Source organism: Bradyrhizobium sp. USDA 10063 (assembly GCF_054063735.1).
Map to the genome: position 1 here is coordinate 161,851 of NZ_JBSSGP010000002.1, position 16,060 is coordinate 177,910.

Annotated in this window: 14 protein-coding genes and 1 pseudogene; 10 read left to right on the forward strand and 5 right to left on the reverse strand. The window is 62.9% G+C overall.

Annotated features, from left to right (window positions below; all coding sequences use genetic code 11):
* Positions 1-27 precede the first annotated feature (27 nt).
* The 3 genes from ACVJGD_RS02750 (at position 28) to ACVJGD_RS02760 (ending at position 2,767) form a co-directional block, all read left to right on the forward strand.
* Positions 28-480: a hypothetical protein gene (locus ACVJGD_RS02750; RefSeq protein WP_456632916.1), complete on the forward strand. Its 453-nt coding sequence runs from the start codon at positions 28-30 to the stop codon at positions 478-480.
* A gap of 171 nt (positions 481-651) precedes the next feature.
* Positions 652-1,506: a 3-hydroxybutyryl-CoA dehydrogenase gene (locus tag ACVJGD_RS02755; RefSeq protein ID WP_456632917.1), complete on the forward strand. Its 855-nt coding sequence runs from the start codon at positions 652-654 to the stop codon at positions 1,504-1,506.
* An 85-nt stretch (positions 1,507-1,591) separates the two neighbouring features.
* Positions 1,592-2,767: an IS110 family RNA-guided transposase gene (locus tag ACVJGD_RS02760; protein WP_456632918.1), complete on the forward strand. Its 1,176-nt coding sequence runs from the start codon at positions 1,592-1,594 to the stop codon at positions 2,765-2,767.
* Positions 2,768-3,203: 436 nt separating this feature from the next.
* Here ACVJGD_RS02760 and ACVJGD_RS02765 read toward each other — a convergent pair whose 3' ends face one another.
* Positions 3,204-4,418: an ABC transporter substrate-binding protein gene (locus ACVJGD_RS02765; RefSeq protein WP_456632919.1), complete on the reverse strand. Its 1,215-nt coding sequence runs from the start codon at positions 4,416-4,418 to the stop codon at positions 3,204-3,206.
* Positions 4,419-4,572: 154 nt separating this feature from the next.
* Here ACVJGD_RS02765 and ACVJGD_RS02770 point away from each other — a divergent pair, with 154 nt between their 5' ends.
* The 3 genes and pseudogenes from ACVJGD_RS02770 to ACVJGD_RS02780 all read left to right on the forward strand — a co-directional run bounded on the left by ACVJGD_RS02770 (position 4,573) and on the right by ACVJGD_RS02780 (position 8,331).
* Positions 4,573-5,340 carry a FadR/GntR family transcriptional regulator gene (locus ACVJGD_RS02770; RefSeq protein WP_456632920.1) on the forward strand — a complete coding sequence of 256 codons (768 nt, stop codon included), beginning with the start codon at positions 4,573-4,575 and terminating at the stop codon, positions 5,338-5,340.
* A gap of 57 nt (positions 5,341-5,397) precedes the next feature.
* Positions 5,398-7,012 (forward strand): annotated as a pseudogene (locus tag ACVJGD_RS02775) (acyl-CoA synthetase).
* A 149-nt stretch (positions 7,013-7,161) separates the two neighbouring features.
* Positions 7,162-8,331 carry an acyltransferase family protein gene (locus ACVJGD_RS02780; protein WP_456632921.1) on the forward strand — a complete coding sequence of 390 codons (1,170 nt, stop codon included), beginning with the start codon at positions 7,162-7,164 and terminating at the stop codon, positions 8,329-8,331.
* Positions 8,332-9,317: 986 nt separating this feature from the next.
* Here ACVJGD_RS02780 and ACVJGD_RS02785 read toward each other — a convergent pair.
* Both ACVJGD_RS02785 and ACVJGD_RS02790 read right to left on the reverse strand, forming a co-directional pair.
* A complete protein-coding gene (locus tag ACVJGD_RS02785) occupies positions 9,318-10,463 on the reverse strand; it encodes a GGDEF domain-containing protein (protein WP_456632922.1) in 1,146 nt (381 codons plus the stop codon).
* Between the two features lie 257 nt (positions 10,464-10,720).
* The gene (locus tag ACVJGD_RS02790; protein WP_456632923.1) at positions 10,721-10,936 is read right to left on the reverse strand and encodes a dodecin family protein; all 216 of its coding nucleotides are present in this window, start codon (positions 10,934-10,936) and stop codon (positions 10,721-10,723) included.
* Positions 10,937-11,229: 293 nt separating this feature from the next.
* On the opposite strand from ACVJGD_RS02790, the gene ACVJGD_RS02795 reads away from it, so the two are divergent.
* The 4 genes from ACVJGD_RS02795 to ACVJGD_RS02810 all read left to right on the forward strand — a co-directional run bounded on the left by ACVJGD_RS02795 (position 11,230) and on the right by ACVJGD_RS02810 (position 14,275).
* Positions 11,230-11,517, forward strand: coding sequence for a hypothetical protein (locus ACVJGD_RS02795; protein ID WP_456632924.1), 288 nt, complete (start codon positions 11,230-11,232; stop codon positions 11,515-11,517).
* Positions 11,518-11,716: 199 nt separating this feature from the next.
* A complete protein-coding gene (locus tag ACVJGD_RS02800; RefSeq protein WP_456632925.1) occupies positions 11,717-12,085 on the forward strand; it encodes a winged helix-turn-helix domain-containing protein in 369 nt (122 codons plus the stop codon).
* Between the two features lie 297 nt (positions 12,086-12,382).
* The gene (locus ACVJGD_RS02805) at positions 12,383-13,018 is read left to right on the forward strand and encodes a DsbA family protein (RefSeq protein ID WP_456632926.1); all 636 of its coding nucleotides are present in this window, start codon (positions 12,383-12,385) and stop codon (positions 13,016-13,018) included.
* A gap of 57 nt (positions 13,019-13,075) precedes the next feature.
* The gene (locus ACVJGD_RS02810) at positions 13,076-14,275 is read left to right on the forward strand and encodes a CaiB/BaiF CoA transferase family protein (RefSeq protein WP_456632927.1); all 1,200 of its coding nucleotides are present in this window, start codon (positions 13,076-13,078) and stop codon (positions 14,273-14,275) included.
* A gap of 96 nt (positions 14,276-14,371) precedes the next feature.
* Here the strand turns inward: ACVJGD_RS02810 and ACVJGD_RS02815 are convergent, their stop codons facing one another.
* Together ACVJGD_RS02815 and ACVJGD_RS02820 are read right to left on the reverse strand one after the other, a co-directional pair.
* On the reverse strand, positions 14,372-15,046 hold the full coding sequence (locus ACVJGD_RS02815; RefSeq protein WP_456632928.1) for a glutathione S-transferase family protein: 675 nt from the start codon (positions 15,044-15,046) through the stop codon (positions 14,372-14,374).
* Position 15,047: 1 nt separating this feature from the next.
* Complete coding sequence (locus ACVJGD_RS02820) at positions 15,048-15,788, reverse strand: SDR family NAD(P)-dependent oxidoreductase (RefSeq protein WP_456632929.1); 741 nt, start codon at positions 15,786-15,788, stop codon at positions 15,048-15,050.
* Positions 15,789-16,060: the final 272 nt, after the last annotated feature.

Sequence of the window (16,060 nt, forward strand, 5' to 3'; positions counted from 1 at the left end):
AGCTGCTCAGAACTGCGGGAGGGTGCCATGGCATCGGCAACACGGACGGAATCGATTGCGGGCAGGCTGATCGGTAAGGTCACAGGGTGGGTTGACCGGTTCCGCGACATCGGCGAAATCCGCAGCCTCAGCGCGGCGGAGGCCTGTTCTGTCGCGCATGATCTTCGCATCTCGCCGGCCGAGCTTGAGATGCTGGTTGCCCGGGGGCCCCATGGCGCCGACGAATTGCCGAAGATGCTGAGCGCGCTCGGCATCGACGAAAACGCCATCAAGCGCGAGGAACCGGGCGTGCTGCACGACATGAGGCGGGTGTGCGCGCTCTGCATCGAGAAATCCCGCTGCAACCGCGAGCTCGAGGCCGGAACCGCCGCCCTGCATCATCGCGACTATTGCGCCAATACGTACACGCTCGACTCGCTCGAGACAAAGCCGAAGCCCGACCAGACTGACCTCCAGCTCCGCGGGCCTTGCTGCTGCTGAGCGGGAACGCTCGTCTCGTCGACCGACCGGTGCCCTTGCGCCGAAATTGTCCCGTATCCTTGGACGCGAGGCCCTGCTAACCATGGGCGTCGGCGGCGGCCGGCTGGTCGCCGCAGCCGTCTGTGTGCGCCGGCGCAAGGCCTGCGCGTTTTTGCGAGAAGGATACGAGCAATGATCGAAACCGTTGGCATCATCGGGGCTGGCACTATGGGCAATGGCATCGCCCAGGTCAGCGCAGCCGCCGGGCTTCAGGTGGTGATGGTCGATATCTCGGATGCGGCCGTGCAGCGCGGGCTGGCAACCGTCGGCAGCAGCCTGGACCGCCTGGTCAAGAAGGACAGGATGACCGAAGCCGACAAGAATGCCGCGATCGGGCGCATCACTGCGACCACCGACAAGGCCAAGCTCGCGGCCTGCGACCTCGTGATCGAGGCGGCGACCGAGAACGAGGAATTGAAGCTCAAGATCCTGAAGGACGTCAGCGCCACGCTGAACCCGCGGGCGTTGATCGCGACCAATACGTCGTCAATCTCGATCACCAAGCTTGCCACCGCAACCGATCGTCCCGACCGCTTTATCGGCATGCACTTCTTCAATCCCGTCCCGGTGATGGCCCTGCTCGAACTGATCCGCGGCCTGCAGACCTCGGACGACACGCTGGCCAAGGCGGAAGCGTTTGCGAAGCGCGTCGGCAAGGTCGCGATCACAGCCAAGAACAGCCCCGGTTTCGCGGTCAACCGCATCCTTTGCCCGATGATCAACGAGGCCATCTTCGCGCTGCAGGAGGGCATCGCCACCGCCGAGGAGATCGACGCCGGCATGAAGCTCGGCTGCAACCACCCGATCGGCCCGTTGGCGCTCGCCGACCTGATCGGGCTCGACACCATGCTGTCGGTGATGGACGTGTTCTACAAGGGCTTCAACGATCCGAAATATCGCGCGGCGCCGCTGCTCAAGGAGATGGTCGACGCCGGCTATCTCGGCCGCAAGACCGGCAGGGGCTTTTACGACTACGGCAAGGCGTAAGCCAAGCTTTGTAGATTCCATGGGGCGGTGAGCGCGCCCTTTCCGGTAGGTTTGGGTTTCCACACTCGAACCATCGGAGAGTCTGATGCAAGCATTGACCAAGAACACGCCCACCGCCGGGCATTGTGGCACGATTTTCGTTGCGATCGAACTGAGTCAGAAGACGTGGCTGGTGACGCTGCACAGTCCGGATCGGGACCGGATATCGCGCCACAAGCTGGAAGGCGGCGATCACGCCGGGCTGCTGGCGCTGATCGAGCAGGTCAAGGCCCGGGCGACTGCGAAGCTTGGAGCGGCGCCGCGGGTGGTGAGCTGCTACGAGGCTGGCTATGACGGCTTCTGGCTGCACCGGCTGCTCGCGGCGGCTGGGATCACCAACTTCATCTTCGACCCGGCGAGCATCGCGGTGGAGCAACGGGCGCGGCGGGCGAAGACAGACCGGATCGATGGCGAGCTTCTGCTGCGCACCTTGATGGCTCATTTGCGAGGCGAGCCGCGGGTGGTGCGGATCGTCCGGGTGCCGAGCGTGGCCGAGGAGGACGCCCGGCGCGCCAGCCGCGAACGCGAACGACTGGTGAAGGAGCAGACGGGGCACACCAACCGGATCAAGGCGCTGCTGCGCCTGTTGGGCATGGCGGCCGGCACCTTGCGACGACGGACCTGGCTCGCCTGGCTGGAGCAGCAGCGGGACTGGCAAGGGCAGCCGCTGCCGCCGCAGCTTCTGGCCGAAGTGAAGCGCGAGCATGCCCGGCTGATGCTGGTGCGCGACCAGCTCAAGGCGCTGGAGCAGGCCCAAGTCGCTACAGAAGTCGCGGCAGAAGTCGCGGCGGAAGCCGCCGCGGCGCCGGCGCCGATGGCGAAGCGACGGGATCAGTTGCAGCAGCTCAAGGCGCTCGGCCCGGCGTTTGCCGCGACGCTGGTGAACGAGGTGTTCTACAAGGACTTCCGCAACCGGCGCGAGGTCGCCAGCTATTGCGGATTGGCGCCCAGTCCCTGGCAAAGCGGCAGCATCGATCGCGAGCAGGGGATCAGCAAGGCCGGCAACCGGCGCGCCCGCCACAAGACGATCGAACTGGCCTGGCTCTGGCTGCGCCATCAGCCGGACAGCGCGCTCAGCCGCTGGTTCCGCACCCGCACCGAAAACGCCGGCAAGCGCGCCAAGCGCATCGCCATCGTCGCGCTGGCGCGCAAGCTGATCGTGGCGCTGTGGCGCTATCTCACCACCGGCCTTGTTCCGGAGCAGGCCGTGATGAAGGCCTAGCACCGGACCACGCCACCAGGGCGAGGCGGCTCCGCGCCGCGCGCCCCGTACAGGATGGATGATGACCGTGCCACCCAGGGGCCCAACCAGGCCGCTTTGTAGATGGGTCTCATCCTCTTGGCTTCCTCGCCGCAAGCATGCGGAATGTGGGTACGGATCAGCCGATCCGACCGGATATGAGGTGATGCAGTGAGCTGCAGAAATCTTCGGAAGCCAATCCTCGCCCGGGGCCCGGTCGTCGCGCTGCGCTACGCATGGCTCCGCGCGCCGCCCTCTCACTGCAAAAACCCAACCCGCACCGGTTCAAGAGCCTTGACTCACAAAGCCCCATATGAGGGTGGGCAAAGGCGCTCTTGCGCCGTGCCCACCATACGCACTCCGCTTGTGATGGTGGGCACGCTGCGCTTTGCCCAACCTACGCGACACAAAACCTTCCTCACTTCACCAGCGGACAGCCGCCGTCCTTCAGCGGGCGGAAGGCCTGGTCGCCGGGCACCTCGGCCAGTACCTTGTAATAGTCCCAGGGCGCCTTGGATTCCTCGGGCTTCTTCACCTCGAACAGGAACATGCTGTGCACCATGCGGCCGTCCGCGCGCAGCACGCCGTTGTCGGTGAAGGCGTCGCGCACCGGCATTTCGCGCATCTTGGCCATCACGGGTTTGGTCTCCTTGGTGCCCGCGGCCTGCACCGCCTTCAGGTAATGCAGCGTCGCGCTGTAGGTCGCGGCCTGGTTCATGGTCGGCATCCGCTTCATGCGCTCGAAGAAGCGCTTGCCGAAGGCGCGGGTCTTGTCGTTGAGGTCCCAATAGTAGGCCTCGGTGACGATCAATCCCTGTGCAAGCTTCAGCCCGAGGCTGTGCACATCAGAGATGAACATCACGATCGCCGCGAGATTCTGCCCGCCGGCGACGATGCCGAATTCGCCGGCCTGCTTGATCGTATTGATGGTGTCGCCGCCGCCATTGGCGAGCCCGATGATCTTGGCCTTGGACGCCTGCGCCTGCAGCAGGAAGGAGGAGAAATCCGGCGTGTTGAGCGGATGCCTGACGCTGCCGAGCACCTTGCCGCCGGCGGCTTTCACGACATCGCCAGTGTCGCGCTCGATCGAATGGCCGAACAGATAGTCGGCGGTGATGAAGTACCAGGTGTCACCGCCGTTCTTGACGATGGCGCTGCCGACCGTGTGGGCGTTGGAATAGGTGTCGTAGGTCCAGTGCGCGACGTAGGGGCCGCAGGATTTGCCGGTGATATCAGAACTCGCGGCGTCCGTGACGATCATGATCTTTTCGTATTGCTTGGACAATTCCATCACCGCAAGCGCGGTCGCGGACGTCGGCAGATCGATGATCATGTCGACGCCTTCGTTCTCCCACCATTTGCGCGCCATGGAGGCGGCGATATCCGGCTTGTTCAGCACGTCGGCGGAGACGATCTCGATCGGCTTGCCGAACATGGAGCTGCCGAATTCCTCGATCGCCATCTTGGTCGCTTCGACATTCCCCGCGCCGCCGATATCGGAATAAACCGACGAGAAATCGGTGAGCACGCCGATCTTCAGCGGCGCCGTGGCCGGCTGCTGCGCGGATGCGGGTGCGATCAATAGCGCCGACAACAGGCAAGCCGTCGACACCATCCTGGCGATGGGCTTCATGGGGTCTCCTCCGTGTTTTTATAACTTTGTCGGACAAACTAGATTTGGGTTCCAGTGAAGTCAATCAGGTTGACAGCAACGGCTTGCAGAAGGCCGAATTGACGTATCCTCGCGGCCAGGATACTTTGTCGGACAACCGACATTGAGGCCAACCTTGCCCGCTTCGCCGCTGTTTCGACGGATTGACGTCGCGCCTGCCTACCAGAAGGTGGCGGACGCGATCGAACGCGAGATCGTCAGCGGCCGGATCAAGCCTGGCGACCCGATCGGGACCGAGCTTGAGCTGGTGCGGCAATTCGGCGTCAACCGCTCGACGGTGCGCGAGGGGATCCGGGTGCTGGAGGAGGGCGGATTGCTCCGCCGCGATTCCAGCCGCCGCCTGCAGGCCTGCCTGCCGCGCTACAACAAGCTCGCGACGCGGCTCAGCCGTGCGCTGGTGCTCCACGAGGTCACCTTCCGCGAATTGTTCGAGGCGTCGATGACGCTCGAGGTCGCGAGCACGGAATGCGCGGTCGAACGTGCCACGGAAGAGGACATCGCCGAACTCGCCGAGAACCTGGCGCGTAGCGAGCAGGTGATCGGCGATCCTGCGGCGCTCGCCGAATGCGACGCGGATTTTCATATGCTGGTGGCAAAAGCCTCGCACAACCGCGTGCTGCAGCTCGCGCGCGAGCCGGCCGCGCAACTGTTCTTTCCGACCACCGAGATGATCGTGAGCCATGTCGCGCAGGGTGCCTCGCGCCTGGTCGAGGCGCATCGTCATCTGCTGGAGGCGATCCGGCGGCGCGACAAGGCGGCGGGGGTGCAGTGGACGCGGCGCCATCTGCAGGACTGGCGCCGCGGTTTTGAGAAGATTGCTTCCCTCGACCGGTCGGTCGAGCATATGTACATGGAGCATGCACAGGCGGTTCGGCGCAAATAGAACCGAAAACACGTCGTCCGAACCAGAAAGAAACAGCGGACGTTCAGGGAGGGAAATATGACCGCAGACATTACCACGACCATCCAGAAGGCGCGCGAGCAAAGCATCGGCGACCTGCTGCGTCGCTCCGCCAGGCGCTACCCCGACAAGACAGCGTTGATCTGTGGCGATGTGAGCTGGACCTATGCTGAGATGGACGCGATCTGCAATCGCCTCGGCCGCGGCCTCGGCGATCTCGGGGTGAAGAAGGGTGACCGCGTCGCGGTGTTGTCGCGCAACTCGCACGCCTTCGCCGCGCTGCGCTTTGCGCTCGCCAAGATTGGCGCGATCATGGTGCCGATCAACTTCATGCTGAACCCGGACGAGATCAATTTCATCCTCGCCAATTCGGGCGCGAGGCTGCTTGCCGTCGGTCCCGATCTTGTCGAGGCCGGTCGTGCGGCGACCGCCAAGGGCACGGCAGTCGAGAAACTGATCTGGCTTCCGGGCGAGGATGCCGCCGAGCCGCCGATGGACATCGCGACCTTTGCGGACCTGCTCGCCGCCGACGCCTCGCCGCTTGCAGCTTCCGTCGATAGCCGCGACATCGCGCAGATCATCTATACCAGCGGCACGGAGTCGCAGCCCAAGGGCGCCGTCCTCACCCATGAAGCGGTGATGTGGCAGTATGTGAGCTGCATCATCGATGGCGGCATGGCGGCGGAGGACACCATCCTGCACGCGCTGCCGCTCTATCACTGCGCGCAGCTCGATGTTTTCCTCGGGCCGGGCATCTATCTCGGCGCAACCAACGTGATCACCGGAAAGCCGGTGCCGGATCACATCCTGTCGCTGATCGCGGCCCACACGATCAATGCCTTCTTTGCGCCGCCGACGATCTGGATCGCGATGCTCCGCTCGCCGGCCTTCGACAAGACCGATCTGTCGAGCCTGCAAAAGGGCTATTACGGCGCCTCCATCATGCCCGTGGAAGTGCTGCTCGAATTGCAGCGTCGCCTGCCGGGCGTGAAGTTCTGGAATTTCTACGGCCAGACCGAGATCGCGCCGCTCGCGACCGTGCTGAAGCCCGAGGACCAATTGCGCAAGGCGGGATCAGCGGGCAAACCCGCGCTCAATGTCGAGACGCGCGTGGTGAATGCCGACATGGAGGACGTCGAGGTGGGCGAGGTCGGCGAGATCGTGCACCGCTCGCCGCATCTGTTGTCCGGCTATTACAACGATCCGGCCAAGACGGAAGCGGCCTTTGCGGGCGGCTGGTTCCACAGCGGCGACCTCGCGACCGTCGATGCCGAGGGGCATGTCACTGTGGGTCGACCGCGTCAAGGACATGATCAAGACCGGCGGCGAGAATGTCGCAAGCCGCGAGGTCGAGGAGATGGTCTATCGGCTGCCGGCGGTCTCCGAAGTCGCGGTGGTTGGCCTGCCGGACCCGCGATGGATCGAGGCGGTGACCGCGATCGTGGTGGTCAAGAGCGGCGAAACGCTGGATGAGGAGACCGTCATCAGGCACTGCGCGGGCCAGATGGCGCATTTCAAGGTGCCGAAGCGCGTGATCTTCGTCGACAGCCTGCCCAAGAACCCGAGCGGCAAACTGCTGAAGCGGGAATTGCGCAAGCGTTTTCTTGGCAGCGAAACACTCGATCGTGCGATTCAGAAAAATTTCGCGGGCTGAGAATTCCAAGCGCCGCAGCAGATCAAGCGGGCGTGAACCGCTCACGCCGCCTTAGCTGATCGGATTCCCCCGGGCGACAGTGTATGGTTGTGTCGTTGCCGTGGCTTACCGTGGCAGCGACGAAGCATCATTGCGACACGCAGGGGCCGATGCTCAAGAAATCCGATGCCACCGGGCTGGCTGGGACGACCGGGACACGCATCGTTCCGCTCGACCACGCGCGCACCTTCATCACCTTCCTGGTGGTGCTGTATCACGGCGTGATCAACTACACCTATTTCGGGATCGGCGGCGACCGGATGCGATGGCTCGGCTTCGACCTCGTCGCGCTGTTCAACGATAGCTTCTTCATGGCCTGCATGTTCTTCATCTCGGGCCTGTTCGTTCACGACAGTCTGGCGCGCAGGGGGCCGGCGAGCTTCCTCGGTAGCCGCGCCTGGCGGCTGGGCATCCCGTATCTGGTGTCGATCTTCGTGCTGATGCCGATCGCCTACTACCGCTACCATGTGACGGAGCTTAGTTTCCCGCAGTTCTATTGGCATATGGTCACCGTCGGCCCATGGTCGTCGGGGTCGGCCTGGTTCCTGTGGGTGCTGCTTGCGCTGAACGCGATCGCAGCGCTGCTTTGGACTGTGGCGCCTCGCACCATCCCGGCGCTCGGGCGGTTCGTTGATGGCTTCCGGGCGCGGCCGATGGCGGCATTCGCTGCGTTCCTGGTCTTCTCGATCATCATCTATCTGCCGCTGCGGTTGGAGTTCGGCGATGCCGCCTGGTTCGTGCCCGGCCACTATCCGCTGCCAATCCAGACCAGCCGCATCCTGCTTTACACCGGCTACTTCTTCACCGGCGTCGCGGTCGGCGCCATCAGCCTGAGAGAAGGGATACTGGCGGAGGATGGGGAGGTGGCGAAGCGCTGGATGCTGTGGCTCACTTGCGGGCTCGCGTTCTACGGCGTGATCCTGCTCCTGGTCTATGTCCATCATAACCTGCTGCCGGATTTCCGTTCACCGCCGCTGTGGTGGCACACCGCCTATGGCCTCGCCTTTGCGATGTTCAACGCGGCGATGGCCTTCACGGTGCCCGCACTGTTCCTGCACTTTGCGCAATCACCATTTCGCTTCCTCGATGCGATGCGGCCTTCGGCCTATGGCATCTATCTCGTGCATTTCGTTCCGCTGATCTGGCTGCAATATCTCGTCTATGACCCGCCGTTTCCGGTGTTCGCCAAATTCGCGATCGTCTTCCTCGGCACGCTCTTCATCAGTTGGGGCGCGACCATCCTGCTGCGAAGGATTCCATTCGTGGCGCGCATGATCTGACCCCCGGAATGGCCGATCAGGGCCGGACGGCCTTATGCGGCCTTTATAAAGGGACAAGGCGGTCCCCATGGAATTTACACGCCTCGCCATTCACCTTCCGGGCAGGCGTTCGGTTCCGCCGTGGCGATAAGGGCAGAAGATGACTGTCCGCCTTGCGCGTCCGGGCCAGCAAATTCACCAGTGCGGCGTTCGCGCTGCTTGGAGGCCAAGATGACGGTCTATCATGCGTACATCGTTGGGCTGCACGGCCGGTCGATTGGAGTGGTTCGGATGGATTGTGTCGATGATGACACAGCCATCAAATCCGCTATGCGTCTCGTCGATAGCCACGATGTGGAGCTCTGGCAGATGGATCGACCCGTAGCCAGGTTCGACGCCCCGTCAAAGCAGGTATTCAGGAAGTAATTCTTGCGCCGAGATTGCCGGCGCTGCGATGCAATGCTGCGCTGGTCGCATGGGATGGCTTGTTATGTATCGCGCGAGATAGCAGCGGAATATTCCGCACGCCGAACACGTCAAGGCACGTGAACCATAGGCCCGTAGTAGCCGCCCCAGTGTCCCCACATATCGCGGTCCCCATAGCCGCAGAGTTCACCACGCAAGTCGCCAGCAAGGTTGCCGTAGCAGGGACGCAAGTCATTATGACCCGTGCCGATAGCGGCTGCGTAGGCGTTCGCTGTGAAATGCCGCGCGCGTACATGGTGCTCACGAGCCAGAGCGGGAGTTGCGAGCATGGCTGCGACGATCAGTGCGGCCGAGAGAAGTTTAGGCTTGCTCACTCAATTTTCTCCACCGGATGCGAAAAGCCAACAGCGCTTAAGTTATCTAGGGAGGTGGAGACGCGATCGACCGATTAAAGGAACATTCTCTCACATCGTTTCAACCACGCGCGAGGTCGGCGCGGTCGTACGATCACGAGTTCCGGCGCACGCTGCTCTGCCGCCCAGCGACAGATATTTTTCGTGCATGATCCGCGACGGTAAGGCCTACGCAGCCAATCCGAAGTCCGAGAGCTTGACGCGATTGCGGCCGGAGGTCTTCGCTTCATAGAGAGCTTCGTCGGCGCGGATCAGCAGCGACTGGATCGTTTCGGCTCCGGTGGCGTAGGCAATCCCGCCGCTTACGGTCGTGCGGATGGGGCCCAACGGAGTAGGGACGGACATCGCCTCGATCTGCGCCCTGATGCGCTCGGCGACGGCGGCCGACGCCCGCGGACTCGAGTTCAACATCACGATGCAAAATTCTTCGCCGCCAATGCGCGCGGCCAGATCGTCTGAACGGACATTTGCCGTGATGATCTCGGCGAAGGCCTTCAATGTCCGGTCGCCGGAATCGTGCCCGAACCGATCGTTGATCGTCTTGAAGTGGTCCAGATCCATCGCCACGACCGCTGTGCCGACCGGGACATGGCCCGGTGGACCGTCAAACAGCGCGCGGCGATTCAAGAGTCCGGTCAAGGCGTCCGTCATGGCTTCCGATCTGTGCCGGTTCGCGATCCGCGCCTGATTGAGGGTGAGGGACAATGTGCCGATGCCGGTCAATCCGGCGATGACGACGATGGAATTGATGTCTTCGGCCCAATTGGACGGACGCGCCGTCAGGACGAATTGGCCTTGCTCGGCGAGGGCGTAGCCACACGCGACGAATGACGCTGACGCTATCAGATAGAGCGTCGCATTGGCGGCCATCAGAAGCGGGGATTCGGCGCGTGCTGTCCAGTATTGAAGAGCGGTCAGAAGAAGCAACATTCCGATCGCCACATTTGCAAAGATCGTCCCGGTGCCGGAATAGCCCATCGCGAATGCGGCGGATGTGCAGAGAGTGCCAAGGCCGACAACTGCAAGTGCAGTGAACCAGTTGAACCGGGCTGAGCAGAACTTGGCCGAGCCTGCGTAGAGCAGTCCGAAGCCGGACATAAGCAGCACGAAGGAAACGAGCAGCAGATTGGCGTCGTATCTTTCAACGACGCTGCCAAAGAACGCCACTCCGGCGACGATAAAGGCAAGGCCGATCGACCAGCTTAGCAAGTGGGTCTCGGATTTTCCGACGACCCACATCATGCAGAGCGTGAGGCCAAGGGACGCGCCCGAGAAGCCGATTGCGACGAGAATCGAAAACTGGTCGAGAAGCATGAGGCCGGGCCGAGATGAGATCGGGGCCTTAATACGTCACCGATCGTTACCCAAATGATGGGAGGGCGGGTCGTTTGCAGTGCAAGGTAATCAAATGGTTATCGCTTTCGGTTGAATTGATCCAATCGCCGCTGCGGATTTCGTAAGCGAAGAGAGGGGGATATTTGATTCACCGAAACCTCGAATTGAGGTCAGCGTCGAGTGGACTGCGATCAAATTCGACCTCGCCCCGCGAACGGGGCGAGGTCGCGAAAACGTCAGGAGCCCTCGAACTTGAACGATACGTTGAGCTTGGCGCGATAGGCCTCGACTTGCCCCTTGGCGTCCAGTTGCATATCGAGTTTGACGACCTCTGCGACGCGAAGATCTCGGAGAGTTTTTGCGGCTTGCCCGACCGCGTTGGCCGCGGCCTTTTCCCAGGATTCGCTGCTGGTACCGATCAGTTCGATGACCTTGTAGACGCTCTCAGGCATGTCGTCCTCCTGTTCGGAATGAAGCAGGAAGCAGGCGCTCCCTGCCGCGGTCGAAACTAGCATTGCGATATCGGCGTTGAAAGGACGCGGCCCGGCTGTGGGGTGGAATTGCCTCCACGTGCACTGCGCTTACGAGCCTGAAATTGTGGCCGACAACTGACTCGCGATAGACGAGATCGCCGGGGCGATCCGCAGAAAGCTGCGGCTTTCGCATCGTTGTATACCGATCTATATATCGAGCGCGAACAGCCGGGCCGGAAGAGCCACGGAGTTCCGGTCTCGCGGGGTGCGCAGTGAACGACCATCGAATAGATGATCGTCCCTTCGAGGCACCGCCTGGGAGCTTTCAGCTCAAGGACCCAGCATCGCTCTGCAACGACATCGCGATCGCCAATGACGGAACCGCTTACGTCGCCGACTCCTTCACGCCGACGGTCTTCAGCCTGAAGCCGGGCGGCACCGCGCTCGAAGTGTGGGCGACCGACCCTGTGCTGGCGCCGGCAAAGGACGGGGTCGGACTCGGCCCCGACAAGGGGAAGGATCCTGGTCCATTCACGATCACGCCAGTTCCGCTAACGTAACGCGTGAACGACCTGCCCTTAGAGCCTGATCCGGAAAAGTGGAGACCGGTTCTCCGAAAGATCATGCTCAAACAAAGAGCTAGATGTAGGAGAGACGGTGCCGGCCGACGCCAACCGTGGCGCGATCGGCTGGCGTTCATCTTGTCCGTGAAAAGCTTCAATGGCATTCTAAGGAACGGACGCAACCAACGGATTCTGCATGTCAAAACCGGGCGCCAAATCGCTTCCACATTTGAGCGTTCGCATCGATCTCGATAGCGACGAGAGAATCGGGCCCGGCAAGATCCAGTTGCTCGAGCAGATCCGCGATTGCGGGTCGATCTCGGCCGCCGGCCGCGCCATGGAGATGTCCTACAAGCGGGCGTGGGACCTGGTCGACGAGATCAACCGCATCTGCCGGCATCCCGCGGTCGAACGGCAGACCGGCGGCAAGAATGGCGGCGGCGCGGTGCTGACGCCGTTCGGCCTCTCATTGGTCGCGCGTTACCGCAAGATCGAGCGCGATGCGGCGAGCGCGGTGCGCAAGGAACTCGTGGCATTGCAGACCGATATCTCCCGCAAGGCGTGAAGCCGCCGTCAGTTTGCGCGCGGCGCCATATAACGGAGCCCGTATGTCTCGGCGCGATATCCGAGGCCGGGGACTGTCGAGCACCAGACGGTTTGCGAAGTGTTGAAATGACCTGAGCGCGGCCGCCGCATCGTGCACGGGACATCGTGGTTTAAGACCGAGGGTCCGAGCATCACAGGCTATCCCGCGAATTGACAGTTCATTTTTGGAACTGTATGAGGGAGCCAGCCGGGGCATGGCTACAGATCGCCTGCGCGTGACAGGCGGAGAATAACGGATGCCCGCGAGGAGAGGCCGGTGGCAAATCCCCTGAAGGTTGAGTTCTTGTTCGATTTCGGCAGTCCGAACGCCTATCTGGCGGAACTTGTCATCCCCTCGATCGAACAGCGCACCGGCGTGAAGTTCGACTATGTGCCGGTCCTGCTCGGCGGAATCTTCAAGGCGACCGGCAACATGTCGCCGGCCGACTCGCTGCGCGGCATCAAGAACAAGCCGGAATACATGGCGCTGGAGACCGAGCGCTTCATCCGCCGCCACAACATCACGACCTATCGCCCGAACCCGTTCTTCCCCGTCATCACTCTCATGCTGATGCGCGGCGCCGTCGCTGCGCAGCTCGAAGGCGTGTTTGAGCCGTATTTCCGCGCCGCCTTCCATCACATGTGGGAGGAGCCGAAGAAGATGGACGACGTCGACGTGTTCCGCGCTGCGTTCAAATCCTCCGGCCTTGACGCCGACAGGCTGATCGCACGGGCGCAGCAAGACGATGTGAAGAAGCGGCTGATCGACCTGACCGCCGACGCGGTCAGCCGCGGCGCCTTTGGTTCGCCGACCTTCTTCGTCGGCAAGGAGATGTTCTTCGGCAAGGATCAGCTTCGCGACGTCGAGGAATCCATCGTCGAGCAGACAAGGCAGTTGGCCAAGAGCGCGTGAGCGCCGGACCGCGGCGGCCGGAGATCGCCGAACAAATATACAAATATGGAGAACGTGATGCCGGGCCCACTCAATGGCGTACGCGTACTGGATCTGACCGGCGTGGTGTCGGGACCGTTCGCGACCATGTTCCTTGCCGACCAGGGCGCCGACGTTCTCAAGATCGAGCCGGTCGGCGGCGACATCACCCGCCGCAGCCGCGCCACCATCGACAAGTCCGGCGAGTTCTCGGCGCTGTTCATTTCCTCCAACCGCGGCAAGCGCTCGCTCGCAATCGACGTCAAGAGCGAGGCCGGCCGCGAGGTGCTGGCCAAGCTCGTGGCGCAGGCCGACGTGCTGGTGCAGAATTTCCGGCCCGGCACCATGGAGCGCCTCGGCCTTGGCGCGGATGAGCTGCGCCAGCGTCATCCGCGCCTGATCTATGTCTCGATCAGCGGGGTCGGCGAGACCGGACCCTATGTGAAGAAGCGCGTCTACGATCCGATCATCCAGGGACTATCAGGCTTCGCCGACATCCAGTCGCAGCCGGTCACCAACCGTCCGCAGATGATCCGGACCATCGTTTGCGACAAGACCACGGCGGTGATGACCGCGCAGGCGGTGGCGGCTGCGCTCTATGCGCGGGAGAAGACAGGGCAGGGCGATCATATCCGCGTTGCGATGCTGGACGCGATGATCTCCTATCTCTGGCCGGAAGGCATGATGCAGTACACGGTGGTCGGTGCCGAGGAGACCGCTGCCGATCCGAACGATCGGCCCGATCTCGTGTTCAAGACCCGCGACGGCTACATCACCGCCGGCACGATCTCGGATTCGGAATGGCAGGGTTTTTGCCGCGCCACCGGCGATCCCGAGCTCGCCAAGGATCCGCGCTTTGCGACGCCTTCCGCGCGCTCGGTGAACGCGACGGCGCGGATCAACAAGATGGCCGAATATATCGCGCAGCATACCACGGCCGAATGGCTGGAGCGGCTCGATGCCGCCGATGTTCCCTGCGCGCCGATCCTGCGCCGCGGCGAGATCATCCACAACGAGCAGGTGGTGGCGCGCGACATCATCACCGAGTTCGAGCAGCCCAAGGTCGGACGCGTGCGGCAGCCGAAACCGGCGGCGCGCTTCGAAGTGAACGAGGCGGTGATCGGCGGACCGGCGCCCCGCGTCGGCGAGCATTCGCGCGAGGTGCTGCGCGAGCTCGGCTATGACGATGCCGCGATCGAGCGGATGGTGAGCGATAAAGCCGTGCGCATAGCGGTGTAGCGCTGTAGGGTGGGCAACGCGAATCGTGCCCGCCGCCCACACTCCGCAAGCTATGGTGGGCACGCTTCGCTTTGCCCACCCTACGTTCTCGGCTGCTCACGCCTTCGGTGCAGGCGGCGTAACTGGAGCGAGCGGCTTGTTCGCGTCCTGGCCGCGCTGATACGCTTCCCGCTGGTGCATGCGCTCGAGATAGGGATGGGCGTGGTCGCAGATGCCGACGCCATAGGCGATGGCCCAGTCGAGGCAGGTGGTGAGCAGGATGTCGGCGCTGGTGAACTGGTCGCCCATCAGGTATCGGCGGCCGTCGGCGAGCGCGACTTCGACATGGCGTGACTGCTGGCGGAAATATTCCGCCGCCTGCGCCACGACGTCGGGTGCGACGCCGTAGATGTGCCCGAGCGCATCAGCCTTGTGCCGCCGCATGACATAGAGGCTCGTCGAATCGAGCTCGGCAACGACAAAGAAGCACCATTCGAGCCAGGCGGCGTAATCGCGCTGGCTCTCCGGGATCAACGCACGTTCGGGCGTCGAATAAGTCCGCGACAGATAGGCGACGATCGCCGCACTCTCGCCGATGCAGAAATCGCCGTCCTGCAGCAGCGGAATCTTCTGCCGTGGATTGAGCGCGATATATTCCTCGGTCTTGGTCTCGCCGGTGCGGGGCCCGATCGGCCGCGTCTTGTAGGAGAGGCCAAGCTCGTGCATGGCCCAGTGCGGCCTTATCGTCCGGCTCGTGCCCACGCCCCAGAGGGTCAGCTCCGGCGCGGCCATCTCACCATCTCTCCGCCGAGGGACGCAGGTCGAGTTCGTGCGTCCAGCCGTCCCGCGTCTGCTGGTGTGCGAACCAATAAGCTTCCGCGATCGACGAGGTCTTGGTCAGGCTGTCCTGCGGAATCGCGCTCGCCTCGATGCCGCGGGCCTTCATGCGCTCATGGATGGCCGGGCTGTCGACGCCGGCATCGATGATGAGGTGTACGACATGGATGTTCTTCGGACCGAGTTCGCGCGCCATCGCCTGCGCGACCGCGCGCAGCGCGAATTTCGCCGATGAGAACGCGGCAAAGCCGGTGCCGCCGCGGATGCTCGCGGTCGCGCCAGTGAAGAAGATGGTGCCACGGGCGCGCGGAACCATGTAGCGCGCCGCCTCGCGGCCGACCAGAAATCCGGCATAGCAGGCCAGCTCCCAGGCCTTGAAGAACAGCTTTTCGGTGGTCTCGAGCAGTGGCTTGTTGACGTTCGAGCCGGCGTTGAAGAGGCAGACCTCGATCGGGCCGATCTCTTTTTCGACGCGGGCGAACAGATCCTGGACTTCCGCCTCCTGCCTCGCGTCAATGCTGAGCGCGTGGACCTCATGGCCCGCAGCCTTCAACTCGTCGACCAGGTCCTGCGATTTGGCGGCATCGCGGCGGCAGATGCAGACGGTGTAGCCGCCCTTTGCGAAACGCCGCGCGACAGCGGCCCCGATCGCGTCGCCCGCACCGACCAGTATCGCGACCCCGCGGCGTTCCGTCATTCTGTCCTCCAACATAGTTCTTATTTGGTACCTAATTATTAGAAAGCGGCGAGCGCGATGTAAATGGAATTATTCGAGCTTGCACCGATATTTGAGCCGCCAGCATTGCATCTCCTCTCTGCCAGTCCGCTCGCTCGCGAAGAATTGCGATTGACGAGTTCTAAAAAAGAACGTTAGATGGCGCCAGTGATGAAGTCGCCTCGCGAGCGGCTCGATTTTTGTCGGGGAGGTCGAGTTTGGCAGAGACTGTTGGCATCGGCAGAGCCGTAAGC